This is a genomic window from Pseudomonas cremoricolorata (assembly GCF_000759535.1).
GTDB lineage: Bacteria > Pseudomonadota > Gammaproteobacteria > Pseudomonadales > Pseudomonadaceae > Aquipseudomonas > Aquipseudomonas cremoricolorata_A.
This window is the reverse complement of record NZ_CP009455.1, coordinates 946,580-971,093: the sequence shown is the minus strand read 5'-3', so window position 1 is coordinate 971,093 and position 24,514 is coordinate 946,580. Positions and strand designations below refer to the sequence as shown.

Sequence of the window (24,514 nt, the reverse complement as noted above, 5' to 3'; positions counted from 1 at the left end):
CATGAGTACGAAAGTCATCAGCCTGGTTTCCATCGGCGCCCACCCAAGCTCGGGGCGCACCCGGCGTGCCGAGCAGGATGCGCGCGCCGTGGAGCTGGGCCTGCAACTGGCCGGCGAACACCTACAGGTAGTGCACGCCGGCGATCACCGCGAAGAGGCTCTGCGCGCCTACCTGGGCATGGGCCTGGATCACCTCGATGTGCTTGAGCAACCGGCAGGCGCCGATGTGCTCGGTGTGCTCGGCGACTACCTGCGCGATGCCGGTGCGCAACTGGTGCTTACCGGTAGCCAGGCCGAGACCGGCGAAGGCTCGGGGATGTTGCCGTTCCTGCTGGCCGAGCAGTTGGGCTGGCCGCTGATCGTTGGCCTGGCTGAAGTCGAATCCATCGACAACGGCACCGCCCAGGTGCTGCAAGCCCTGCCCCGCGGTCAGCGGAGGCGTCTGAAGGTGCGTCTGCCGTTGCTGGCGACCGTCGACAACGCCGCGCCGACGCCACGCCAGAGCGCCTTCGGCCCGGCCCGTCGCGGCGTGCTGGCGGCCCAGGACGTGGCAGTGGTGGACGACGAACTGCTGGCCGATGCGCAACTGCAACCGGCCCGGCCCCGGCCCAAGCGCCTCAAGGTCATCAAGGCCAAGAGCGGTGCCGACCGCATGAAGGCCGCCACGGCCAAGGCCAGTGGTGGCGGTGGCAAGGTGATGAAGGATGTCACTGCCCAGGAAGGCGCCGATGCGATCGTCAAGCTGTTGGTCGAGGAGGGGGTTTTGCGCTGAGTCCAGGAGGGGCCGGCAAAGGCCCCATCCCTGAACCCAGAGTTGCCTGAGCGTCGTCCGGCAAGTCGGTCGCTGCGTGTTTCTACGCCCTGGCCTAGCACTTTTGCCAGTTAGAGATGGCCGCGTGAGTTGCTAGGTTTCTCCTCTGTTCAACCGGAGGAACGCAAATGTCTGACCACCTCGATGGGATAAGCGCAGCACATACCTTTAACCCCGCAGCGCCGCGCGGATCATCTGCGCGGCATTACTCGCCCTACGGCGTCTGCGCGTCAGATATTCCGAGCTCACTGGGTTATACCGGACAGCGAAAAGACTCGATCACCGGATGTTACCCGCTGGGCAACGGGTATCGAAGCTATAGCCCTGAGCTCATGCGATTTCAATCTCCTGATTCGATGAGCCCCTTTGGCAAGGGCGGAATCAATACTTACGCCTACTGCACTAGCGACCCTATCAACCACATCGACCCCACCGGTCACTACATTGATGTGGCAGGAATGGTACTGAGGGGAATAGGCATGCTCTCCAGCGCACTGACCTTGGCTTACAACTTCTTGGGTCCAGTACCGACAACCCGCGTTTCACTCAATGCTGCGCGCATTAGTACGCTGGGATCCTTGCTGAGTCTCGGGAGTTCGGCTGCGCAGTTTGCTGGCGTGCAGAGTGCAGTGTTTGGCGCAAACGTGGGCACCGCGATCAGTGTCGTCGGTACCAGTGTGCGGGCAGTCTACTCTGCCTTCGGTTCTGGTAGTCAGCCAATCAGACAAATGAAGGACAATTGGAAGTTGCTGACAAGCGGCCCCGTGCCAAGTGCGGCGGACCGGTTGGATGCAGCGTCGCCGGATATCGTTGTAATGTCGTGGCGGGCGAAAGAGACTACTACTCCACACAGCGTTATTTCTCAAGCCAGTGGTGGGGCGCGACTTCGTCCTCCAGCTGCGAAAGTCGCAAAGATACGCGACAGTCGCTCAAACAGCGCCTAGTAATACGCTGCGGAGTATGCCTCCGCAGCGTGAGTCGAGGATTACTGCGCCTTGATTTCCTTCAGGTAAGGCGCAGGCTCGGCACCGAGGTTGTTCAGCACGCGCTGGCTGTACCAGTCGATGAAGTTGACCACGCCGAACTCGTAGGTCTTGGAGTACGGGCCTGGCTGGTAGGCGGTGGAGTTGATACCGCGCTGGTTCTCTTCGGCCAGACGACGGTCCTGGTCGTTGGTGGCGTCCCACACTTTGCGCATGTTGGCCGGGTCGTAGTCGACACCTTCCACGGCATCCTTGTGTACCAGCCACTTGGTGGTGACCATCGACTCCTGGGCGCTGATCGGCCACACGGTGAAGACGATCATGTGGTCGCCCATGCAGTGGTTCCAGGCGTGCGGCAGGTGCAGGATACGCATCGAGCCCAGGTCCGGGTTCTGGATGCGGCCCATCAGCTTCTTGCACGCCGGCTTGCCGTCCATGGTCATGGAAACGGTGCCCTTGAGCAGCGGCATGCGCACGATACGGTTACGCAGGCCATGGCTCTTGTGCAGGTACGGAATCTTCTCGGCTTCCCAGGCAGCGGAGCAGGCCGCGACCTGATCCTTGAATTCCTGGCTGGCGCGTGGATCGTTGGTGTCGTCGAACTCCAGCAGGGTCTGCAGCAGCTCAGGGTGCGAGCCGTTGCAGTGGTAGCACTCGCGGTTGTTTTCCAGCACCAGCTTCCAGTTGGCCTTTTCGAACAGCTGGGTCTGTACCGCGACCTTGGTGTTCTCCATGTCGTACGGTTCCATGTAGTGGTCCAGAGTGGCCAGGAACTCGTCGATGGCAGGCGGGTTTTCCGCCAGGCTGATGAAGATGTAGCCGCCAGCGGTCTTCACGTTGACCGGCTTGAGGCCGTACTGATTCATGTCGAAGTCGGCGCCCATTTCGGTGCCGGCGAACAGCAGGCGGCCGTCCAGTTCGTAGGTCCATTGGTGGTACGGACAAACCAGCTTGGCCACCTTGCCTTTGTCGCTCACGCACAGGCGCGAACCGCGGTGGCGGCAGACGTTGTGGAAGGCATGCACTTTGCCTTCGGTGCCGCGCACCACGATGATCGGGTTCTTGCCGATCTCAAGGGTCAGGTAGTTGCCCTTGGCCGGAATCTCGCAGGTCATGCCGGCGATCAGCCACTCTTTGTGGAAGATTTCCTGCATGTCGATTTGGAACAGACGCTCGTCGGTGTAGAAAGGCTGGGGCAGCGAGTAGGTGCGCTCGCGGTTCTGCAGCATCTCGGCGGTAGCCTTGCGTGCAGGTTCAAGTGGATCGCCCAGACTCAGAGTTGCGGTGACGTCCATCGTGTAGTTCCTCAAGGCCATTGTGGCCGGCGAATGGTGGCTAATCGTTGTTGTGGTGCAGCGTCGCTATTCACTTAAAAACAGCAGGTCTATTTGCGGTGGAGTGTGCGATTACTGTGGGCGTGAACCGTATCCATGGGCGACATGGCCGAATCCGATTCCGACGCCGCAACCCTTGTCTGACGGGGCTGGTCGCGATAAGCACGCCGATGTCGCAGATAGGAAAGTGCGACCCCTCGGGCTTGAGCAGAATCGCAACCATAAAAAGGCCGGTAGTCGGCCGCTGGAGATGATCATGTCCGAAACCTTCCTCAATCCGGTCACCACTCAGACCTGGGTCAATGGCCGGCACACCGTGCGCTGCGTCAAGGTCATCCAGGAGACCTGGGACGTGCGCACCTTCTGCTTCATGGCTGACGCGCCGATCATGTTCTTCTTCAAGCCAGGACAGTTCGTCACCCTCGAGCTTGAGATCGACGGCAAGCAGGTCATGCGCTCGTACACCATCTCGAGCTCGCCATCGGTTCCGTACAGTTTCTCCATCACCGTCAAGCGTGTGCCGGGCGGTCATGTCTCCAACCACCTGCACGACACCCTGCATGAAGGTCAGGAGCTGGCGGTGCACGGCCCGGTCGGTTTGTTCAACGCCATCGACTTCCCGGCCAGCAAGGTGCTGTACCTCTCCGGCGGTGTCGGCATCACCCCGGTGATGTCCATGGCCCGTTGGTTCTACGACACCAACGCCAACGTCGACATGGTCTTCGTGCACAGTGCGCGTACGCCCAAGGACATCATCTACCACCGCGAACTCGAGCAGATGGCCTCGCGCATCCCGAATTTCGGCCTGCACATCATCTGCGAGAAGCACGGCCTGGGCGAACCCTGGGCGGGCTACCGCGGCTACCTGAACCAGCGCCTGATGGAACTGATCGCCCCGGACTACATGGAGCGTGAAGTCTTCTGCTGTGGCCCGACGCCGTACATGACTGCGGTCAAGCGCATGCTCGAAGGTGTCGGCTTCGACATGAGCCGCTACCACGAAGAGTCGTTCGGTGCCACGCCGGCCGAAGACAAGGCAAACGCGGTCGAGCACGCCGAGCAGGCCGCCGATGCGCCGGAAATCGATGAATCCGACCTCAACCTGGTGGAGTTCATCGGCAGCGACAAGAGCATCCGCATCGCCCCGGGCGAAACCGTGCACGCGGCGGCGGCGAAAGTCGGCCTGATGATCCCCAAGGCGTGCGGCATGGGTATCTGCGGCACCTGCAAGGTGCTCAAGCTCGGCGGCGAAGTCGAGATGGAGCACAACGGCGGGATCACCGAGGAAGACGAAGCCGAAGGCTACATTCTGTCGTGCTGCAGTATTCCCAAGGGCGATGTGCGCATCGACTATTGAGGCAAACGGCACGCCGTGAGCTGCAAGCTGCAAGTAAGAACAGGCCCGTGATGGGCCTGTTTTCGTATGGGGCAGGGGATTCTGATCGGTGGCGGGTTTTTCGGGAACATGGGGGGTATTGGTGGGTCAATGGGGCGTTTGCTGCTGATGTCCTGATATTAATTGGCGGGAGCCTGCACTTTTCTTTATCGTGTGCGCCCTCTGCAACAACCCCGAGATAGAGCCATGCTGGAAGCCTCCCTTAATCAAATCGAGCAACTGGTCAATGACCTGCTGCAGAAGAACACCCAACTGACTGAGCAGAACGCTGCGCTGGGTCAGGAACTGGCCCAGGCCAAGGAAGAGAACGAAACCCTGCAACTGTCGCTGATGGAGCAGGAAGAGAAGCAGGGCAGCACCGCTGCGCGTCTGCAAGCGCTGCTCGAGCGCGCTGGCGCCGGTACCGTCGGCGCATGAGCCTGCACGCGCAGCCGATCAAGGTCGTGTCGATTCTGGGCACCGATTACTCGATCAAGGCACCGGACGGCCAGGAAGAAACCCTCGCCGCTGCGGTGCGCATGCTCAACACCAGCCTCAATGACACCAAGCGCCAGTACCCGACCCTGATCGGCGACAAGTTACTGGTGCTGGCCGCGCTGAACCTGTGCTCGCGGCAGATCGCCTTGCAGCACGAGCACCAACACACCCTGGCGCGCACCCAGGCGCAGATCGACGCTACCGTCGATGCCATTGCCCGGACCATCGCGCAGCCCTGAGCCGGTGGTGTTCCAAGCGGGGGCATCGCGCCCCTGCTCACTTATCCCCGAACGGGCCGCTCAGGCCTCGATGATCGCGCGAATATCCGCCGCCAACGCACGCACGCGCGATTCTTCGGTATCCCACGAACACATGAATCGCGCGCCGCCGCTACCGATGAAGGTGTAGAAGCGCCAGCCCTTGTTGCGCAGCGCTTCGAGCGCCGCCTCCGGCATTTGCAGGAACACCCCGTTGGCTTCGACCGGGAACATCAGTTCAACGCCCGGCAGGTCGCTGACCAGCGAGGCCAGCAACTGCGCGCAGTGGTTGGCGTGGTTGCCGTGGCGCAGCCAGGCGCCGTCCTCCAACAGCCCAACCCAGGGCGCGGAAAGAAAACGCATTTTCGAGGCCAGTTGCCCGGCCTGTTTGCAGCGATAGTCGAAGTCGCGGGCCAGGTCGTGGTTGAAGAACAGAATCGCCTCGCCGACCGCCATGCCGTTCTTGGTGCCGCCAAAGCACAGCACATCGACCCCGGCCTTCCACGTCAGCTCGGCGGGTGAGCAGCCGAGGAATGCGCAGGCGTTGGTGAAGCGTGCGCCGTCCATGTGCAGGTGCAGGCCCAGTTCCTTGCAGGTGGCGCTGATCGCCTTGAGCTCGTCGGGGCGGTACACCGTGCCGACCTCGGTGGCCTGGGTAAGCGTCACCACGCGCGGTTTGGGGTAGTGGATGTCCTGGCGCTTGAGGGCGATCTCGCGAATCGACTCAGGTGTCAGCTTGCCTTCGTGAGTGCGCGCGGTAAGCAGCTTGGAGCCGTTGGAGAAGAACTCCGGGGCGCCACACTCGTCGGTTTCGACGTGGGCGGTTTCCGAGCAGATGACGCTGTGAAAACTCTGGCACAGCGAGGCCAGGGCCAGTGAGTTGGCCGCGGTGCCGTTGAAGGCGAAGAACACCTCGCAGTCGGTTTCGAACAGGCGGCGGAAGTGATCGGCGGCCTGTTGCGTCCATTGGTCGTCGCCATAGGCGCGTTCGTGACCGCGGTTGGCGCGGTCCATCGCAGCCCAGGCTTCGGGGCAGATACCGGAGTAGTTGTCGCTGGCGAATTGTTGTGTGTGGTCTGGCATGACGCGGTCCTGTGAGCGAGCAGAACCGAACTCTAAACCATTGCACGTGTTGGCGTGACGAATGTCGTAAACGCGCCATTGCAAGGCGTGCGCAGGCATCTGATTGCCCCCCGGCAGCCCTACCATCGCCACAAAGGGTCATTGAACCCTCCAGACAAAAAATGATCGCTGCCGGGAGATACACGATGTTCAGCAAGCAAGACCAGATCCAAGGTTATGACGACGCACTGCTGGCGGCGATGAATGCCGAGGAACAGCGTCAGGAAGATCACATCGAACTGATCGCCTCGGAAAACTACACCAGCAAGCGCGTGATGCAGGCCCAAGGCAGCGGCCTGACCAACAAGTACGCCGAAGGCTATCCAGGCAAGCGTTACTACGGTGGTTGCGAGCACGTCGACAAGGTCGAGGCGCTGGCCATCGAGCGCGCCAAGCAGCTGTTCGGTGCCGACTACGCCAACGTCCAGCCGCACTCCGGTTCCTCGGCCAACAGCGCCGTGTACCTGGCTCTGCTGCAGGCCGGCGACACCATCCTGGGCATGAGCCTGGCCCATGGCGGTCACCTGACCCACGGCGCCAAAGTGTCGTCCTCGGGCAAGCTGTACAACGCCGTTCAGTACGGCATCGACACCAATACTGGCCTGATCGACTACGACGAAGTCGAGCGCCTGGCCGTCGAGCACAAGCCGAAGATGATCGTTGCCGGCTTCTCGGCGTACTCCAAGACCCTCGACTTCCCACGCTTCCGCGCCATCGCTGACAAGGTCGGTGCGCTGTTGTTCGTCGACATGGCCCACGTTGCGGGTCTGGTCGCTGCCGGCCTGTACCCCAACCCGATTCCGTTCGCTGACGTGGTCACCACCACCACCCACAAGACCCTGCGCGGTCCACGTGGCGGTCTGATCCTGGCCAAGGCCAACGAAGAGATCGAGAAGAAGCTCAACGCTGCGGTCTTCCCGGGCGCCCAGGGTGGCCCGCTGATGCACGTCATCGCCGGCAAGGCAGTGTGCTTTAAAGAAGCGCTGGAGCCAGGCTTCAAGGCCTACCAGCAGCAAGTGATCGACAACGCCCAGGCCATGGCCCAGGTGTTCATCGACCGCGGCTACGACGTGGTTTCCGGTGGTACCGACAACCACCTGTTCCTGGTCAGCCTGATCCGTCAGGGCCTGACTGGCAAAGATGCCGACGCCGCCCTGGGCCGTGCGCACATCACCGTCAACAAGAACGCCGTACCCAACGATCCACAATCGCCGTTCGTGACCTCGGGCCTGCGCATCGGCACCCCGGCCGTCACGACCCGTGGCTTCAAGGTCGCCCAGTGCAAAGAGCTGGCTGGCTGGATCTGCGACATCCTCGATCACCTGGGTGATGCAGACATCGAAGCCGACGTGGCCAAGCGCGTCTCCGCCCTGTGCGCCGATTACCCGGTTTACCGCTGAGGGAGTAACCCTAGATGAAACGCTATTCAGGCTTCGGCCTCTTCAAACACTCCCTCAGCCACCACGAAAACTGGCAGCGCATGTGGCGCACGCCGACCCCTAAAAAGGTCTACGACGTGGTCATCGTTGGTGGTGGCGGGCATGGTCTGGCGACCGCCTACTACCTGGCCAAGGAACACGGCATCACCAACGTGGCGGTGATCGAGAAGGGTTACCTGGGCGGCGGCAACACCGCCCGTAACACCACCATCGTGCGTTCCAACTACCTGTGGGACGAATCGGCCAAGCTCTACGAGCACGCCATGAAGCTGTGGGAAGGGCTGTCCCAGGACATCAACTACAACGTGATGTTCTCCCAGCGTGGCGTGTACAACCTGTGCCACACCCTGCAGGACATCCGTGATTCCGAGCGCCGCGTCAACGCCAACCGCCTCAATGGCGTCGATGGCGAGCTGCTCAACACCGAACAGGTCGCGGCCGAGATTCCGTACCTGGACTGCTCGAAGAACACCCGCTACCCGATCCTCGGCGCGACCATCCAGCGCCGTGGCGGCGTGGCCCGTCACGATGCCGTGGCCTGGGGCTATGCCCGTGCCGCCGACGCCCTGGGCGTCGACCTGATCCAGCAGACCGAAGTGATCGGTTTCCGCAAGGAAAACGGCGCGGTGATCGGCGTGGAAACCAACAAGGGCTTCATCGGCGCCAAGCGCGTCGGCGTGGTCACGGCCGGTAACTCCGGGCACATGGCGCGCCTGGCCGGCTTCCGTCTGCCACTCGAATCGCACCCGCTGCAAGCGCTGGTTTCCGAGCCGATCAAGCCGATCATCGACAGCGTGATCATGTCCAACGCCGTACACGGCTACATCAGCCAGTCCGACAAGGGCGACCTGGTTATCGGCGCCGGTATCGATGGCTGGGTCGGTTACGGTCAACGCGGTTCGTACCCGATCATCGAGCACACCATGCAGGCGATCGTCGAGATGTTCCCGATTCTGTCGCGGGTGCGCATGAACCGTCAGTGGGGCGGCATCGTCGACACCTGCCCGGACGCGTGCCCGATCATCTCCAAGACCCCGGTCAAGAACCTGTTCTTCAACTGCGGCTGGGGCACCGGCGGCTTCAAGGCGACCCCGGGTTCGGGCAACGTCTTCGCCGCCAGCCTTGCCAAAGGCGAGATGCACCCACTGGCCGCACCGTTCTCCATCGACCGTTTCTACAACGGTGCGCTGATCGACGAACACGGCGCCGCAGCCGTCGCCCACTAATCGGAGACAACCTTCATGTTGCATATTTTCTGTCCCCATTGCGGCGAGCTGCGCTCCGAAGAAGAGTTCCACGCTTCCGGCCAGGCGCACATCGCCCGTCCTCTGGACCCAAATTCGTGCACCGACGAGGAGTGGGGCACCTACATGTTCTTCCGCGACAACCTGCGCGGTATTCACCATGAACTGTGGGACCACGTTGCCGGCTGCCGCCAGTACTTCAACGTCACCCGTAACACCGAGACCTACGAGATCCTCGAAACCTACAAGATCGGCGAGCAGCCGAAGGTGACGGCTCGTGAAAACACACCCGCGACATCGGCGGCCGTCAACGAACGGGGAGAAAACGTATGAGCCAGACCTATCGCCTCTCCAGCGGTGGCCGTGTCGACCGCAGCAAGGTGCTGAACTTCACCTTCAACGGGAAGAGCTACCAGGGCTATGCCGGCGACAGCCTGGCCGCAGCGCTGCTGGCCAACGGCGTCGACATCGTCGGCCGCAGCTTCAAGTACTCGCGTCCACGCGGCATCATCGCCTCGGGCACCGAAGAGCCGAACGCCATCCTGCAACTGGGCAGCACCGAAGCCACGCAGATCCCCAACGTGCGTGCCACCCAGCAGCCGCTGTACTCCGGCCTGGTCGCCACCAGCACCAACGGCTGGCCGAACGTCAACAACGACATGATGGGCATTCTCGGTAAAGTCGGCGGCAGCATGATGCCGCCGGGCTTCTACTACAAAACTTTCATGTACCCCAAATCCTTCTGGATGACGTACGAGAAGTACATCCGCAAGGCCGCGGGCCTGGGCCGTTCGCCGCTGCAGAACGACCCGGACAGCTACGACTACATGAACCAGCACTGCGACGTGCTGGTGGTCGGTTCCGGCCCGGCCGGCCTGGCCGCTGCCCTGGCCGCTGGCCGTAGCGGCGCTCGAGTGATTCTGGCCGACGAACAGGAAGAGTTCGGCGGCAGCCTGCTCGACACCCGCGAAACCCTTGACGGCAAGCCTGCCGCCGACTGGGTCGCCAGCGTCATCGCTGAGCTGCAAGCCATGCCGGAAGTGACCCTGTTGCCGCGCGCTACCGTCAACGGCTACCACGACCACAACTTCCTGACCATCCACGAGCGCCTCACCGACCACCTCGGTGACCACGCGCCGTTGGGTCAGGTGCGTCATCGTGTGCACCGTGTACGTGCTAAACGTGTAGTGCTGGCCACCGGCGCCCACGAGCGTCCGCTGGTGTACGGCAACAACGACGTGCCGGGCAACATGCTCGCCGGCGCCATTTCGGTCTACGTGCGCCGCTACGGCGTGGCACCTGGCCGCAAGTTGGTGCTGTCGACCAACAACGACCACGCCTACCGCGCGGCGCTGGACTGGCACGACGCCGGTCTGCAAGTGGTGGCCATCGCCGATGCCCGTCACAACCCGCGTGGCTCGCTGGTCGAAGAAGCGCGTGCCAAGGGCATTCGCATCCTCACCTCCAGCGCCATCATCGAATCGCGTGGCACCAAGCACGTGACCGGTGCTCGCGTGGCTGCCATCGACACCGTGGCGCACAAGGTCACCAGCCCGGGCGAATGGCTCGAGTGCGACCTGATCGGCACCTCCGGCGGCTACAGCCCGATCGTTCACCTGGCTTCGCACCTGGGCGGTCGTCCGGTCTGGCGTGACGACATCCTCGGCTTCGTACCGGGCGATGCACCGCAGAAACGTGTGTGTGTCGGTGGCATCAACGGCGTTTACGCCCTGGGCGATGCGCTGGCCGACGGGTTCGAGGGCGGCGTGCGCGCAGCCACCGAAGCCGGCTTCCAGCCCACCACCGGCAGCCTGCCGAAGACCGTGGCGCGCAAGGAAGAGGCCAGTGTGGCGCTGTTCCAGGTGCCGCACGACAAGGGCACTGCCCGTGCGCCGAAGCAGTTCGTCGACCAGCAGAACGACGTCACCGCTGCTGCCATCGAACTGGCGACCCGCGAAGGCTTCGAGTCGGTCGAGCACGTCAAGCGCTACACCGCGCTGGGCTTCGGTACCGACCAAGGCAAACTGGGTAACATCAACGGCCTGGCCATCGCTGCACGCTCGATGGGTATCACCATCCCGCAGATGGGCACCACGATGTTCCGCCCCAACTACACCCCCGTGGCCTTCGGCGCTGTCGCCGGTCGTCACTGTGGCCATATCTTCGAGCCCGTGCGCTTCACCGCGCTGCACAGCTGGCACCTGAAGAACAACGCCGAGTTCGAAGATGTCGGCCAGTGGAAGCGTCCGTGGTACTTCCCCAAGCCCGGCGAAGACCTGCACACCGCCGTCGAGCGTGAGTGCAAGGCCGTGCGCGCAAGCGTCGGTCTGCTGGATGCTTCGACCCTGGGCAAGATCGACATCCAGGGCCCGGATGCCCGCGAGTTCCTCAACCGCGTGTACACCAACGCCTGGACCAAGCTCGATGTGGGTAAGGCCCGTTACGGCCTGATGTGCAAGGAAGACGGCATGGTCTTCGACGACGGCGTCACCGCCTGCGTCGCCGACAACCACTTCATCATGACCACCACCACCGGCGGCGCGGCTCGCGTACTGCAATGGCTGGAGCTGTACCACCAGACCGAATGGCCGGAGCTGAAGGTGTACTTCACCTCGGTCACCGACCACTGGGCGACCATGACGCTGTCGGGCCCCAACAGCCGCAAGCTGCTGGCCGAAGTCACCGACATCGACCTGGACAAGGACGCCTTCCCGTTCATGACCTGGAAGGAAGGCAACGTTGGCGGTGTGCCGGCCCGTGTGTTCCGGATTTCGTTCACCGGTGAGCTGTCGTACGAAGTCAACGTGCAGGCCAACTACGCCATGGGCGTGCTGGAAAAAATCGTCGAGGCGGGCAAGAAGTACAACCTGACCCCATACGGCACCGAGACCATGCACGTGCTGCGCGCCGAGAAGGGCTTCATCATCGTCGGTCAGGACACCGACGGTTCGATGAACCCGGACGACCTGAACATGAGCTGGTGCGTCGGCCGCAACAAGCCGTTCTCGTGGATCGGCCTGCGTGGCATGAATCGCGAAGACTGCCTGCGCGAAGACCGCAAGCAACTGGTGGGCCTCAAGCCGGTCGATCCGAAGAAGTGGCTGCCCGAAGGCGCCCAGTTGGTCAACGACCCGAACCAGCCGATTCCGATGGACATGGTCGGTCACGTCACCTCCAGCTACGCCTTCAACTCCCTGGGCTATTCGTTCGCCATGGGTGTGGTCAAGGGCGGTCTGAAGCGCATGGGCGAGCGGGTCTACTCGCCGCAAGCCGATGGCAGCGTGATCGAGGCAGAAATCGTGTCTTCGGTGTTCTTCGATCCGAAGGGTGAACAGCAGAACGTCTGATACCCCGGACCGCAGGGTGTGGGGGGCTGGTATCGGCTCTCACACCCCATGCGCACTACAGAATTCAAGGCAGGTAACACATGAGCGCTATCAACGTCTTCGAGCAAAACCCCAGCGGCAACGCCCGGGCCGAGTCGCCGCTGCACCACGCCGACCTGCGTAGCCTGGTCGGCAAGGGCCGTCAGAACGCAGGCGTGACCCTGCGTGAGCACAAATTCCTCGGTCACCTGACCCTGCGTGGCGATGGCCACGACGAGGCCTTCGCCAGCGCCGTGCAGAAGGCCTTGGGCCTGGAGCTGCCTGGCGCGTTGCAGCTGGTTTCCAGCGGCGACACCTCGCTGCAGTGGGTCGGTCCCGATGAGTGGCTGCTGATCGTCCCTGGCGGTCAGGAAGTGGAAGTCGAGCAGAAACTGCGCGACGCCGCTGCCGGCCTGCACATTCAGGTGGTCAACGTCAGCGGCGGGCAGAGCCTGCTGGAACTGCGTGGCCCGAACGTGCGCCAGGTGCTGATGAAATCCACCAGCTACGACGTGCACCCGAACAATTTCCCGGTCGGCAAAGCGGTCGGTACGGTGTTCGCCAAGTCGCAACTGGTGATTCGTCGCACCGGCGAAGAGACCTGGGAACTGGTCATCCGTCGCAGTTTCTCGGACTACTGGTGGCTGTGGCTGCAGGACGCTTCGGCGGAGTATGGTCTGGCGATCGAAGCCTAGAGGAGCATCAGCATGAGTCGGGCACCGGATACCTGGATTCTCACCGCCGATTGCCCGAGCATGCTCGGCACCGTCGATGTCGTGACACGGCTGCTGTTCGAGCAGCGCTGCTACGTCACCGAGCACCATTCCTTCGACGATCGGCTGTCGGGGCGCTTCTTCATCCGCGTCGAATTCCGCCAGCCGGACGACTTCGATGAACAGGCCTTCCGGGCAGCCTTCGCCGAACGCAGCGAGCCGTTCGGCATGGCCTTCGAGCTGACCGCGCCCAATCACCGCCCCAAGGTGGTGATCATGGTCTCCAAGGCCGACCACTGCCTGAATGACCTGCTCTACCGTCAGCGCATCGGCCAGTTGGGCATGGACATCGTCGCCGTGGTGTCCAACCACCCCGACCTCGAGCCACTGGCGCAGTGGCACAAGATTCCCTACTACCATTTCCCCCTCGATCCCAAGGACAAGCCTGGCCAGGAGCGCAAGGTGTTGCAGGTGATCGAGGACAGCGGCGCCGAGCTGGTGGTGCTGGCGCGCTACATGCAGGTGCTGTCGCCCGAGCTGTGCCGCCGCCTGGACGGCTGGGCGATCAACATCCACCACTCCCTGCTGCCCGGCTTCAAGGGCGCCAAGCCGTATCACCAGGCCTACAACAAGGGTGTGAAGATGGTCGGTGCCACCGCGCACTACATCAACAACGACCTCGACGAAGGCCCGATCATCGCCCAGGGCGTGGAAGTGGTGGACCACACCTACTACCCCGACGACCTGATCGCCAAGGGGCGCGATATCGAATGCCTGACCCTGGCCCGCGCCGTGGGTTACCACCTCGAGCGGCGGGTGTTTCTCAATGCCAATCGGACGGTGGTGCTCTGACCGACCACCGGTAAAGCTCCGATTACCCGTAGGAGCGAGTCCACTCGCGATGGCCGGCAAAGCCGGCCCAGCCCAGTCGCCCCCCTTATCTGCTGGCGTAAAAAGATATCCGCCCGTCGTTTCCAGTCAGGGCATCGCCCTGCGACAAGACCACAATCGAACGCAGTACAAAGGGCTGCCTGGCCCTGATCGATCCAGTTACACATGCCGTCCACGAGGGACGGTGCTACCCAACGCTGCATAAGTACAAATCAAGCGAGGTAAGAGCATGTCTGGCAATCGTGGAGTGGTGTATCTCGGCGCTGGCAAGGTCGAAGTACAGAAAATCGACTACCCGAAAATGCAAGATCCACGCGGCAAGAAGATCGAGCATGGCGTGATCCTCAAGGTGGTTTCCACCAACATCTGCGGTTCGGACCAGCACATGGTGCGCGGCCGTACCACCGCCCAGGTCGGCCTGGTGCTGGGCCACGAAATCACCGGTCAGATCGTCGAAAAAGGTAGCGACGTCGAGCGCATGCAGATCGGCGACCTGGTCTCCGTACCGTTCAACGTTGCCTGCGGCCGCTGCCGCTCGTGCAAAGAGATGCACACCGGCGTCTGCCTGACCGTCAACCCGGCCCGTGCAGGCGGCGCCTACGGTTACGTCGACATGGGCGACTGGACAGGCGGCCAGGCCGAATACGTGCTGGTGCCGTACGCCGACTTCAACCTGCTGAAGCTGCCTGACTACGACAAGGCCATGGAGAAGATCCGTGACCTGACCTGCCTGTCCGACATCCTGCCGACCGGCTACCACGGCGCCGTCACTGCCGGCGTCGGCCCGGGCAGCACCGTTTACGTTGCTGGTGCCGGTCCGGTCGGCCTAGCGGCTGCCGCTTCCGCGCGCCTGCTCGGCGCCGCCTGCGTCATCGTCGGCGACCTCAACCCGGCCCGTCTGGCCCATGCCAAGGCGCAAGGCTTCGAAGTGGTCGACCTGTCGCTGGATACCCCGCTGCACGCGCAGATCGAGGACATCCTCGGCGAGCCGGAAGTGGACTGCGCCATCGACGCCGTCGGCTTCGAAGCCCGCGGCCACGGCCATGAAGGCGCCAAGCACGAGGCTCCGGCCACTGTGCTCAACTCCCTGATGCAGGTTACCCGCGTTGCCGGCAAGATCGGTATTCCGGGCCTGTACGTCACCGAAGACCCAGGCGCGGTGGATGCCGCTGCCAAGAGCGGTGCCCTGAGCGTACGCTTCGGCCTCGGCTGGGCCAAATCGCACAGCTTCCACACCGGCCAGACCCCAACCATGAAGTACAACCGCCAGCTGATGCAGGCGATCATGTGGGACCGCATCAACATCGCAGAAGTGGTGGGCGTGGAAGTCATCAGCCTCGACGATGCGCCTCGCGGCTACGGCGAGTTCGATGCCGGCGTGCCGAAGAAGTTTGTGATCGACCCGCACAAGACGTTCAGTGCGGCGTGAGGCAAGTTCGTTGAACGAAGCCCCTCTTGCGAGGGGCTTTTTTTTCATGATGGGTCTTGGCGTCTACTGTAGTAATTGCTTTGCCGGATGTGATGGGCACGCTCCACGAAGTCTGGCATGGAGCGACGAACTGGGCTTGGAGAGCGACTGCTCGCAGGGGTTGAATCTCTGGATGTATCTGTAGACCGCACGCTGTCGGAAACGCGGCGCTGGATTGGATCTGGCGAGGTTATCTCCATCCAGCCATTGGTGGTGCCATGCGGCCACGCGGTTGGAGCTTGACCGGAAACGCTGTCGGCTAGTCCCACGTTCCGCACTGACTCGTTGACCGCTTGAGCAGTTGATGGACTTGGCGGCGAGGTTCTGGGATTGGGAGCAACGCGTGCTTCTGGCCTGTTTACTTTCGCAGGGCTTGGCGCGGTTATGAACATCAGTCCCGTCGAGCCCGTATGAGGAACGGGGCGGGGAGGCGGCCTCCTGAACTTCAAGATTGCTTTCGCCAAAACACCAAAACTGAGATGGCCCGTTCTATCAGATCGATTGACGGGGTCGCCCAAACAATAGCAATAGGCGTTCAGCCCTCCCAGTGCAAATGGGCTCCAGCTATCAGCTGAGCAAAAACGCATCAATGTTGACGAATAGGCGCGATAGCCATTGCCTAGCAGTGCACCGGGCAATTCAGAATGCTGAGGTTCTCCGTTGAATCCGAGTAATGTACTGGGGGATGGCAGTAAAGGATCATGTCCGTAAGCGGTATAGCTATGAGACTCCCTCCGTTCGCTTGCTCGTAGGTGGAGGATGGTGCCTGCATTATCTGTCGCGAGGAAACCAGTGAAGTGGATACTCCCCGTTTGTCGTTCTGCCACGGCAACATCACCGGCGCGCAGTATTCGTCGGCAAAGATGGTGTTGCGTAGCGCTGGAGAGCCTGCCGTCTTGATAGAAAAATGACTTAAAGCCCATAGATGGCTCCGCGGTGCATGATGACGCAGATGAATATCTTAAGCAGTCGGTTAAATAATGAAACTGGTAGAAATAATAGCTCTGCGAATGGCTGGGGCTGGGGGATAAGCCCATGTTGAGCGATACGCCAGTCTCGTTTCCCGCATCAAGCTGAGAAAACGCTGGCATCCGTCCGCTACTCATGCGGTTGCGACCCCTAAATCTCACCTACTCAATCACGTGGCACGGGTTTACCGTGGCATCTCAGGCGAGCAGTCTCAGGGCATCAGAGCTGGGTAGTCTGCTACTGGCGAGGCGCGCTGCAGCCGCTGCAGTACGTGGCGCAAACACGTAGTACTTCCATTGGCAATCCTTATTTACCCGACATCGTTGAGCTTCCGCCATTCCAACTGACCCCAGGGATACACGCAGAACTCGCCCACGAATACGTTTCCATCCTGCTCGGCTACATCACCCATCTCATCCATCAGTGTGACGCAGATGATGGTCACAAGCTGCTGGGCGCTGCGGGTTACTCGAGTGAGTTAGCGAATATGCTTATGAATAACATCGAACTCGACGCTGAATAGCAGCAGATTCGTCCGCGAGGGGCCGGATTGCATCTAGTGCCTAGCGCCGGACTCCTAGGCCCTGTACAGGACGCCTCGATATTTGGTGAGGCTGAGTTAAGAAAAAGCGGGGAGCGATAGCCAGAGTAGCCATCAGAATTGTCTCACCTATGCCTTAAGACTTGTCAGATAGAGCCCAAGCCTGCTAAATAATTAAGTGTTTCAGGGGTTTAAGTCGTGAGGTATAGGCGGTATTCCCGCGCAGAGATCTACTGACGAACAGGTTTCGTATTTTTCATAACGAAGCCCTCAGAATGAAGGGCTTCATTGGGTGTTTTTACAGTGCAAATTGGAATCGTAAATGATGCGGTTTTCAGTGCTCTGCAACTGACTCCTGGATCTTGCACAAGGCTGGCTGATTTACACTTGTCCTCTGATCGAAGCGGCCGCTTCAGCATTGCGATTTTTGATAATGTTTGCTAGCCCCGAAAAAGAAATGCTGAGCCTGCTCTGCCCGTCATAATAATCATGCTCTTCTGGTGTGAGCCATGATTTACTAAGCGCAGTGGATCGCATTGGACGTGTTGCTGTTTTTTTGGTGTAGTCAACCCGGGGAAGGCTTTGAAGCGCGATCACGTCTCGTTGTCTTTCAAGTTCCGAATATCTCAGAGTAATTCTCTGTTGCGAGCTGGATTGATAAGTAGGCCCGTAGAGCTTGGTGAAATTCTTCTCGCTCTCCGATACGCGCTTTTCTAGAGCGGGAATAGACGCTGCTAAGTTATTGTATCTGCGATTATTTTTCGGACTTCTTAATTGGTTTTTTTCCCACTTGGAGATGATGTACTCGCGGGCTTTCGCAAGCGAGTTCCTTTGTTGAGCTAGCTGGTTGTGTGAAGCGGCGCGTTCCTTAAGCTCCTTGGCTGGAGCGTAGTTTGAAAATAGCCAAGACCGACTGTGTCCAGTTGGATCAATGTGATTTATGGGGTCTCCCATGCAGTAGCAGTAAGCATTCAGTCCGCCGCTATCGAAAGGGCTTAAGTCGTCTGGTGAATAGAAGCGCATTGCCGCAGGACTGAAATTCCTATACCCATTACCCAGCGCATAGCACTGGGTTGTTGAATCGTATACTTCACCATTGAATCCAGGAGGCCATGTCTTTGACTGGGTCTGAGGCTCGACGCCATAACATGAGTAGTTGCGTATTTCGTTTTGTTCTTGATGGGTTGCTATCAAGATCGACCCGCTAAGGTCGGTGGCCAGCAACGAAAGGGTAGACATATTTGACATGTCCGTCAGTAGCATTTCGCCCCGGCGTAGGAGTCGTCGGGCATTAACGCCTGCTTTACATACGCTTACTGTATTGTCCTGGTAAAATAGGTGCGTTGGTTCATGTTCAGCTCGCATATCTTTCTCCTGATAACGGAATGACCGATCTATTCAAGGTCTTGGTAGCATGCTGAATAAATATGCGATACCGCTACTGGCAAAAATGATAGCTAAGTGCAGGTGGCGTCTTCTGTTGTCTAATGGGCAAAGCTAAACATGCATTTGGGACCGATCCCACGTCGAAAGCTTCTCATGAGCAATGGAAATCACCGCATCTCCCCCCTCAACCGTCCAATCCGCTCATCCTTCTCCGACCACAACCCATTCACCCACCCCTGCACCACCTTGCGAAACTCGGGATCATTCTCGTAATCCCCGCTCCACAGCACCGGGTCGAGTTCGCGTACCTGGATGTCGACGATCACCCGGCTGATGCTGCCGTTGACCAGGTCCCAGAACCCCGGGGCCTTGTCGCCTGGGTAGACTATGGTCACATCCAGCAGGGCATCGAGCTGCTCGCCCATGGCGGCGAGTACGAAGGCGACGCCACCGGCCTTGGGTTTGAGCAGGTGACGGTAGGGCGACTGCTGCTCGGCGTGCTTGGCGGGGGTGAAGCGGGTGCCTTCGAGGTAGTTGACGACGTTGACTGGTTGGCGCTTGTACAGCTCGCAGGCGGCCTTGGTGATCTCCAGGTCCTTGCCTTTCAACTCCGGGTGCTTGTCCAGAAACGCCTTGCTGTAGCGCTTCATGAACGGATAGTCCAAGCCCCACCAGGCCAGGCCCAGCAGTGGCACCCAGATCAGTTCTTTCTTGAGGAAGAACTTGAAGAACGGCGTACGCCGGTTGAGTGCTTCCATCAACGCAGGGATGTCGACCCAGCTCTGGTGGTTGCTGATGGTCAGATAGGAGGTGTCGCGACGCAGGTTTTCTGCGCCGCGGATGTCCCATTGCGTGCGTACGCAGCGGGCAAAGATGAATTTGTCGATTTCCGCCCAGGTTTCGGCGAACCACATCACCCCGGCCGAGGCGTAATCGCGGTAGCGCCCAGGCAGCACCAGCTTGATCAGCGCGCAGACCAGCAAGGGGCCGATCAGCACGAGGGTGTTGAGCAGCAGCAATAGGGCGACGAGGGTGCCAGTGAGCAGGCGGCGCATAATAGAACCTTGCACGAATGAGTCAGGGCGCAATGATAAGCAGCGCGGCACCTCACGCCAAATGTCTAGCGGGTCGCAGTGCTGGTAAATGTTTCTGGTTGTGTTTTTGAGCGTGACGCGGCGAACCTCTGCCCAGCGCGTACTCTAAGCATCGACCCCCTATTAGGAGCCTGCCCTGTGAAACCTCTGCTTGCCCTGCTGTCGCTTGTCGCTTTGCCGGTAATGGCTGCCGACCCGAACCTGTATGGACGTTACGAGAACATCACCGTGGTCGACATCGGCCAGACCTTCAAGGCCAAGATGGATACCGGTGCCTACACCGCCTCGCTGTCGGCCAAGGACATCGAGCGCTTCAAGCGTGATGGCGAGGATTGGGTACGCTTCCGCCTGGCGACCCCCGATGCTGGCAGCAAGGTCTACGAACACAAGGTGGCGCGCATCAGCAACATCAAGAACCGCGCCGAGGAAGGGGAGGACGACGCACCGGAAACCTCCAGCCGCCCGGTGGTCGACCTGGAGCTGTGCCTGGGTGATGTGAAACGCACCGTCGAGGTGAACCTGGTGGACCGCAGCAGCTTCAATTACCCGCTGCTGATCGGCGCCAAGGCGCTACGTGAGTTCAAGGCGGCGATCGACCCGTCGAAGAAATACACCGCTGGCAAGCCCGATTGCTGATTGGGATTTCTTCTGAAGCAGCTCCTGAAGGTTTCGCAAATCTTCCAGAAGCGGCTTCAGCCGCGATGGGCCGCCAAGCGAGCGGCTCCGATAGCTCTGATTAACAGCTTGGGCCAACCTGCATGCTCAAGCTGTCGGCGCTGTCGCCAGCATCGACGGCCGCTTGGCCACTTCGGCATACCACGCGGCCAGACCTGGCTGCCGCTCACGCCAGCCGAACTCGGGCTGGCGCAGGTCGAGGTAGCCCAGGGCGCAGGCCAGGCCAATGGCCGCCAGGTCGAAGCCTGAGGCGATTTCGGCCAAGTGCTGCTGCTCAAGATCAGCCAGGCTGCGGCGAATCTTCTCGCTCTGCGCATCGAGCCAGCCGTCCCAGCGCTTGTCGGCGGGCCGCACGGCCACTTCGTAGCGGCTCGACACGGCAGCATCGAGAATGGCATCGGCCTGCGACATCAGCGTCAGGCGACGCCAGCGCGCAGAGCCTTCACGGGGCAGCAGCGGCAGGCCGACGTGCTGCTGGTCGAGGTACTCGCAGATCACCCGGCTGTCGTGCAGCACCGTGCCGTCGGCCAGGCGCAGGGCGGGGATCTTGCCGATGGGGTTGCCCTGGTTGAGTGTTGCGTCGGGCTTGACGGGGCTGATGTCTACCCCTTGCAGGGTCACCCGATCGAGCTGCCCGGTTTCGTGCAGCACCACCATGACCTTGCGCACGAACGGCGAGAGCGGCGAATGGAACAGCGTCATGCTGGCCATGGCTCAGTTGCCCTGCAGGCTGGGCGGCAGGCAGACACCCGTGCCGCCGATGCCGCAGTAGCCGTTGGGGTTTTTCGCCAGGTACTGCTGGTGGTAGTCCTCGGCGAAGTACACGGTCGGCGCTTGCTCGATTTCGGTGGTGATGGGGCCAAAGCCGGCCTTGTCCAGTTCGGCTTGGTACGCGGCCTTGCTCGCCTCGGCCTGCTGCAACTGCTCGGGGCTGGTGCAGTAGATGGCGGAGCGGTACTGGGTGCCGACATCGTTGCCCTGGCGCATGCCCTGGGTCGGGTTGTGCAGTTCCCAGAACATCGCCAGCAGCTCGCCGTAGCTGACCTTGGCTTTGTCGAATACCACCAGCACCACTTCGGTGTGGCCGGTCAGGCCCGAGCAGACTTCTTCGTAGGTTGGGTTGGGGGTGAAGCCACCGGCATAGCCGACCACCGTGCTGACCACGCCTTCACGCTGCCAGAAGCGTCGCTCGGCGCCCCAGAAGCAGCCCAGGGCGAAGATGGCGAAGTCGACATCTTCGAAGAACGGGCCGAGCAGTGGGGTTTCCTTGAACACATAGTGCCGCTCGGGCAGGCTCATCGGCGTTTCGCGGCCGGGCAGGGCTTGCTCTGCGGTGGGCAGGACGTTTTTGTTCACCAGAATTTCCGAACGCAAAACCATGATGGTTCCTCTGTGTCGTGAGGTTGAAGAGGGTGGCGCGATATGCCCAGGTGGCATCGGCAAGGGCAAGGCTCATGCCTGCCATAGTGCCCAAGCCTGAAGGCGCTGTCAGGCCGCTGGGCCTCGTGGATAACGCTGTAGTCGCTCAATCAGTTCGCGCCCGGGAATGGGCCGGTCGAACAGATACCCCTGGCCGACATCGCAGCGGTGCCTGCGCAGGAATGCCAGCTGCGCGGCGGTCTCGATACCCTCGGCGACCACCTTGAGCTTGAGGTTATGAGCCATGGCCACCACCGCCGAGGTGATTTCCATGTCGTCCTGATTGTCGGGGATTTCGTTGATGAAGCTGCGATCGATCTTGATGATGTCGATGGGGAATTTTTTCAAGTAGCTGAGCGACGAATAACCGGTGCCAAAGTCGTCCATGGCCAGGGTCAGGCCCAATTGCTTGAGTTCGGCGAGCTGGCGCCGGGTGCTTTCGGTGGCCTCCAGCAGCAGCCCTTCGGTCAGCTCGAGCTCGAGCAACTGAGCCGGCAGCGCCTCCTGTTCGAGGATCGCGGCAATCGAGCTGACCAGCTCGGGGTCGGAGAACTGCTTGGGTGACAGGTTGATCGCCACGTGCAGCCTGCCCAGATCGGCCTGCTGCAACTGGCGAATCATCCGGCACGATTCACGAACCACCCACTTGCCGATGGGAATGATCAGTCCGGTCTCTTCGGCGACGCTGATGAACTGGTCGGGACGGATCATGCCGCGCTCAGGATGATTCCAGCGCAGCAACGCTTCCAGGCCCAGCAGACGCCCGCTGCGCAGGCACAGCTTGGGCTGATAGAACACTTCCAGCTCGTTCTGGGTCAGGGCGCGGCGCAGGTTGTTCTCGACGAACAGCTTGTAGCTGGCCTCGGCATTGAGCACCTCGGTGAATACCTGCGCCTGGTGCTTGCCGTTGGCCTTGGCCTTATGCAAGGCCAGGCCTGCGTTGCGCATCAGCGTCTGCGGGTCGCTGCCGTGCAGCGGCGCGCAGGCAAGGCCACCGGAGGCGGTGACGTTGATCAGCTGGTTGTCGACGAACATCGGTTTTTCCAGTGTCAGCAACAGCTGCTGGGTAAGTTGCTGGCCGGCCTCGATACTGGTGTCGTCGAGCAGTACGGCGAACTCGTTGCTGGCCAGGCGGGCCAGGCTGCTGCCGCTGCTCAGGCTGTTGCGCAGACGCCTGGCCAAGCTCATCAGCAGTTTGTCGCCGGTGGAGTGCCCGAGGCTGTCGTTGATCCGCTTGAAGTTGTCGATGTCCACCAGCAGCAGGCAGATGGGCCTTGTACCGTCGGCGCCCAGGCGCTGATCGAGGCTGCGAATGAACGCGGCGCGATTGCCCAGGCCGGTGAGGTTGTCGGTGTAGGCCAGGCGCTCGATGCGCTGCTGGGCGAGTTTGCTCTCGGTGATGTCTTCGTAGATGCCGATGTAATGGGTCAGCTCGCGGTTGTCGCCGTACACCTTGGAGATCGACAACTGCCCCCAGTAGGGTTCGAGGTTCTTGCGCCGGCTCTTGAATTCGCCTTGCCAGCTGTTGCCGATGTCCAGGCTCGACGGCGAGTCGAAGAGGATTTCACTGAGGTTTTCCAAGGCCGGCAACTCGCCCAGGGGGTGACCCTGGACTTCCTCGGTACTGTACTGGGTGATGGCGGTGAAGCTGGGGTTGACGTACTCCACCACCCCTTCACGGTTGACCAGCAGAAAGGCGCTGGCGCTTTGCTCGACGGCACGCTGGAACAGGTGCAGGGCGCTGGCGGCGGTGCGTCGCTTGTGGTTGGTGACCACCTGCGCGAACTGATCGGCCAGCTCGCCGGCGAAGGCGATTTCGTCGGCCTGCCAGGTGCGCGGCTCGGTCTGCTCCAGGCACAGCACACCGACCACCTGGCCGTCGATGCGGATGCTGGCGTCGAGCATGGCGTTGTCGTCCGGGTACAGGCTTTCGGCCAGGTCGCGGGTACGTGGATCGTGGCTGGCGTTGTGGGCGTCGATGGCGCGGCTGGTGTGCAGGGCTTCGAGGTAATCGGGAAACTCACTGGCGTCGATGGCATCGAGCAGGCGGTGCTCGGCGTCGGCATGGCGCCAGGCACTGATCGGCTCCAGCCGTTGCTCGTTGAGGTGCCAGATGCTTGCCGAGTCGACCTTGTAGATTTCACAGGCGGTGCGGGTAATCAGCTCGGCTGCTTCGAGCAGCGAATTGCCGGCGCTGTAGCGTTGGCGTGCCAGGCGCAGGATGAGGTCCTGCTGGGCGCGCACCCGTTCCAGCTGCTGCAGCTGTTCCTGCTGCGCCCGCTGGTTGAGCTGCAGCGCCAGTTGCAGACGATTGTTGCGCGTCTCCAGGGCCTGGGCGCCGAGGTCGGGGTGATCTTCCTGATCATCGAGCACGGTCAGGTAGCCGCGCAGTAACTGGCGATTGTGCTGTTTGTAGACTTCGCCGATTTCCAGTACCCGCAGTGGTTCGCTACGGGTATGCAAGGTGTAGCGCACCCGGTAATGAGGACGGCCGCTCAATTGCAGCTGGATTTCGTCGTGCAGCCGGTAGCGTGCCTCGGGTTCCATGAAGCTGGCGAACGGCGAGCCGATCATTGCGCACAGCTCGGCGGCGCTCAGGCCCAGTTGCCGTTCGCAAGCCGGATCGAGGTAGAGCAGCGACCAACTGGCCTCGTTCAGCCGCTCGAAACGTAACATGCCCAGCCGCGAGGGCACGGGCAGTTGCGTGACGACCTCGGCCACCGGACGGCTGGTGGCATCAGGTAGGCTTTTCATCGACGACTCGCTTGAGGAAAAGGGTGGCTGCCTGGACGGCGGCGCATTGGGCAAGGTTGCATCATGCGTCGGGGGCTGGCAAGCGGCCGTGTCTCTGGGTCCAGTACAGATTGTCGGCAACTGGCGGTGGGGCTGAAGGACGGGAGTGGGGCTTTGCCGCAGACAAAAAATCCCCG

Annotated in this window: 21 protein-coding genes; 13 read left to right on the top strand and 8 right to left on the bottom strand. The window is 61.4% G+C overall.

Annotated features, from left to right (window positions below; all coding sequences use genetic code 11):
* The first annotated feature begins 1 nt into the window (after position 1).
* Both LK03_RS04090 and LK03_RS21760 read left to right on the top strand, forming a co-directional pair.
* Positions 2-772: an electron transfer flavoprotein subunit beta gene (locus tag LK03_RS04090; RefSeq protein WP_028693441.1), complete on the top strand. Its 771-nt coding sequence runs from the start codon at positions 2-4 to the stop codon at positions 770-772.
* Between the two features lie 167 nt (positions 773-939).
* Entirely contained in the window at positions 940-1,755 is an 816-nt protein-coding gene (locus LK03_RS21760; RefSeq protein ID WP_081951551.1) for an RHS repeat-associated core domain-containing protein, read from the top strand.
* 41 nt (positions 1,756-1,796) lie between these two features.
* Here the strand turns inward: LK03_RS21760 and gbcA are convergent, their stop codons facing one another.
* Entirely contained in the window at positions 1,797-3,089 is a 1,293-nt protein-coding gene (gbcA, locus tag LK03_RS04085) for a glycine-betaine demethylase subunit GbcA (RefSeq protein WP_038411193.1), read from the bottom strand.
* A gap of 295 nt (positions 3,090-3,384) precedes the next feature.
* Between gbcA and gbcB the strand changes: the two genes are divergently transcribed.
* The 3 genes from gbcB to LK03_RS04070 all read left to right on the top strand — a co-directional run bounded on the left by gbcB (position 3,385) and on the right by LK03_RS04070 (position 5,240).
* Positions 3,385-4,485 (top strand): glycine-betaine demethylase subunit GbcB, encoded by a 1,101-nt coding sequence (gene gbcB, locus LK03_RS04080; RefSeq protein WP_038411192.1) that lies wholly within the window; start codon positions 3,385-3,387, stop codon positions 4,483-4,485.
* Positions 4,486-4,710: 225 nt separating this feature from the next.
* Positions 4,711-4,941: a hypothetical protein gene (locus LK03_RS04075; protein WP_038411191.1), complete on the top strand. Its 231-nt coding sequence runs from the start codon at positions 4,711-4,713 to the stop codon at positions 4,939-4,941.
* Positions 4,938-5,240, top strand: coding sequence for a cell division protein ZapA (locus tag LK03_RS04070; RefSeq protein WP_038411190.1), 303 nt, complete (start codon positions 4,938-4,940; stop codon positions 5,238-5,240). Before LK03_RS04075 ends, LK03_RS04070 begins: the two co-directional genes overlap by 4 nt.
* A 60-nt stretch (positions 5,241-5,300) precedes the next feature.
* Here LK03_RS04070 and LK03_RS04065 read toward each other — a convergent pair whose 3' ends face one another.
* Positions 5,301-6,341, bottom strand: coding sequence for a low specificity L-threonine aldolase (locus LK03_RS04065; RefSeq protein ID WP_038411189.1), 1,041 nt, complete (start codon positions 6,339-6,341; stop codon positions 5,301-5,303).
* Between the two features lie 185 nt (positions 6,342-6,526).
* Here LK03_RS04065 and LK03_RS04060 point away from each other — a divergent pair, with 185 nt between their 5' ends.
* The 7 genes from LK03_RS04060 (at position 6,527) to fdhA (ending at position 15,461) form a co-directional block, all read left to right on the top strand.
* Positions 6,527-7,780: a serine hydroxymethyltransferase gene (locus tag LK03_RS04060; RefSeq protein ID WP_038411188.1), complete on the top strand. Its 1,254-nt coding sequence runs from the start codon at positions 6,527-6,529 to the stop codon at positions 7,778-7,780.
* Between the two features lie 14 nt (positions 7,781-7,794).
* A complete protein-coding gene (locus LK03_RS04055; protein WP_038411187.1) occupies positions 7,795-9,045 on the top strand; it encodes a sarcosine oxidase subunit beta family protein in 1,251 nt (416 codons plus the stop codon).
* A 15-nt stretch (positions 9,046-9,060) separates the two neighbouring features.
* Positions 9,061-9,396, top strand: coding sequence for a sarcosine oxidase subunit delta (locus LK03_RS04050; protein WP_028693451.1), 336 nt, complete (start codon positions 9,061-9,063; stop codon positions 9,394-9,396).
* Entirely contained in the window at positions 9,393-12,410 is a 3,018-nt protein-coding gene (locus tag LK03_RS04045; protein ID WP_038411186.1) for a sarcosine oxidase subunit alpha, read from the top strand. The genes LK03_RS04050 and LK03_RS04045 overlap by 4 nt, the downstream gene beginning before the upstream one ends.
* Before the next feature lie 80 nt (positions 12,411-12,490).
* Positions 12,491-13,123: a sarcosine oxidase subunit gamma gene (locus LK03_RS04040; RefSeq protein WP_028693453.1), complete on the top strand. Its 633-nt coding sequence runs from the start codon at positions 12,491-12,493 to the stop codon at positions 13,121-13,123.
* A gap of 12 nt (positions 13,124-13,135) precedes the next feature.
* Positions 13,136-13,993, top strand: a complete 858-nt coding sequence (gene purU, locus LK03_RS04035) for a formyltetrahydrofolate deformylase (RefSeq protein ID WP_028693454.1) — start codon at positions 13,136-13,138, stop codon at positions 13,991-13,993.
* A 268-nt stretch (positions 13,994-14,261) separates the two neighbouring features.
* Complete coding sequence (fdhA, locus tag LK03_RS04030) at positions 14,262-15,461, top strand: formaldehyde dehydrogenase, glutathione-independent (protein WP_038411185.1); 1,200 nt, start codon at positions 14,262-14,264, stop codon at positions 15,459-15,461.
* Positions 15,462-15,505: 44 nt separating this feature from the next.
* Here fdhA and LK03_RS21750 read toward each other — a convergent pair whose 3' ends face one another.
* The 3 genes from LK03_RS21750 to LK03_RS04025 all read right to left on the bottom strand — a co-directional run bounded on the left by LK03_RS21750 (position 15,506) and on the right by LK03_RS04025 (position 19,451).
* A complete protein-coding gene (locus LK03_RS21750; protein WP_156109512.1) occupies positions 15,506-16,423 on the bottom strand; it encodes an RHS repeat-associated core domain-containing protein in 918 nt (305 codons plus the stop codon).
* Positions 16,424-17,391: 968 nt separating this feature from the next.
* Positions 17,392-18,375: an RHS repeat-associated core domain-containing protein gene (locus LK03_RS21740; protein ID WP_081951548.1), complete on the bottom strand. Its 984-nt coding sequence runs from the start codon at positions 18,373-18,375 to the stop codon at positions 17,392-17,394.
* 188 nt (positions 18,376-18,563) lie between these two features.
* Positions 18,564-19,451 (bottom strand): acyltransferase, encoded by an 888-nt coding sequence (locus LK03_RS04025; protein WP_038411184.1) that lies wholly within the window; start codon positions 19,449-19,451, stop codon positions 18,564-18,566.
* Between the two features lie 177 nt (positions 19,452-19,628).
* Here LK03_RS04025 and LK03_RS04020 point away from each other — a divergent pair, with 177 nt between their 5' ends.
* Positions 19,629-20,126, top strand: coding sequence for an ATP-dependent zinc protease family protein (locus LK03_RS04020; RefSeq protein WP_038411183.1), 498 nt, complete (start codon positions 19,629-19,631; stop codon positions 20,124-20,126).
* A 126-nt stretch (positions 20,127-20,252) separates the two neighbouring features.
* Here the strand turns inward: LK03_RS04020 and LK03_RS04015 are convergent, their stop codons facing one another.
* From LK03_RS04015 to LK03_RS04005, 3 genes are all read right to left on the bottom strand, one after another.
* Entirely contained in the window at positions 20,253-20,876 is a 624-nt protein-coding gene (locus LK03_RS04015) for a glutathione S-transferase (RefSeq protein WP_038411182.1), read from the bottom strand.
* A gap of 3 nt (positions 20,877-20,879) precedes the next feature.
* Positions 20,880-21,545, bottom strand: coding sequence for a peptide-methionine (S)-S-oxide reductase MsrA (msrA, locus tag LK03_RS04010; RefSeq protein WP_038411181.1), 666 nt, complete (start codon positions 21,543-21,545; stop codon positions 20,880-20,882).
* 108 nt (positions 21,546-21,653) lie between these two features.
* Entirely contained in the window at positions 21,654-24,338 is a 2,685-nt protein-coding gene (locus tag LK03_RS04005) for a putative bifunctional diguanylate cyclase/phosphodiesterase (RefSeq protein WP_038411180.1), read from the bottom strand.
* Positions 24,339-24,514 lie beyond the last annotated feature (176 nt).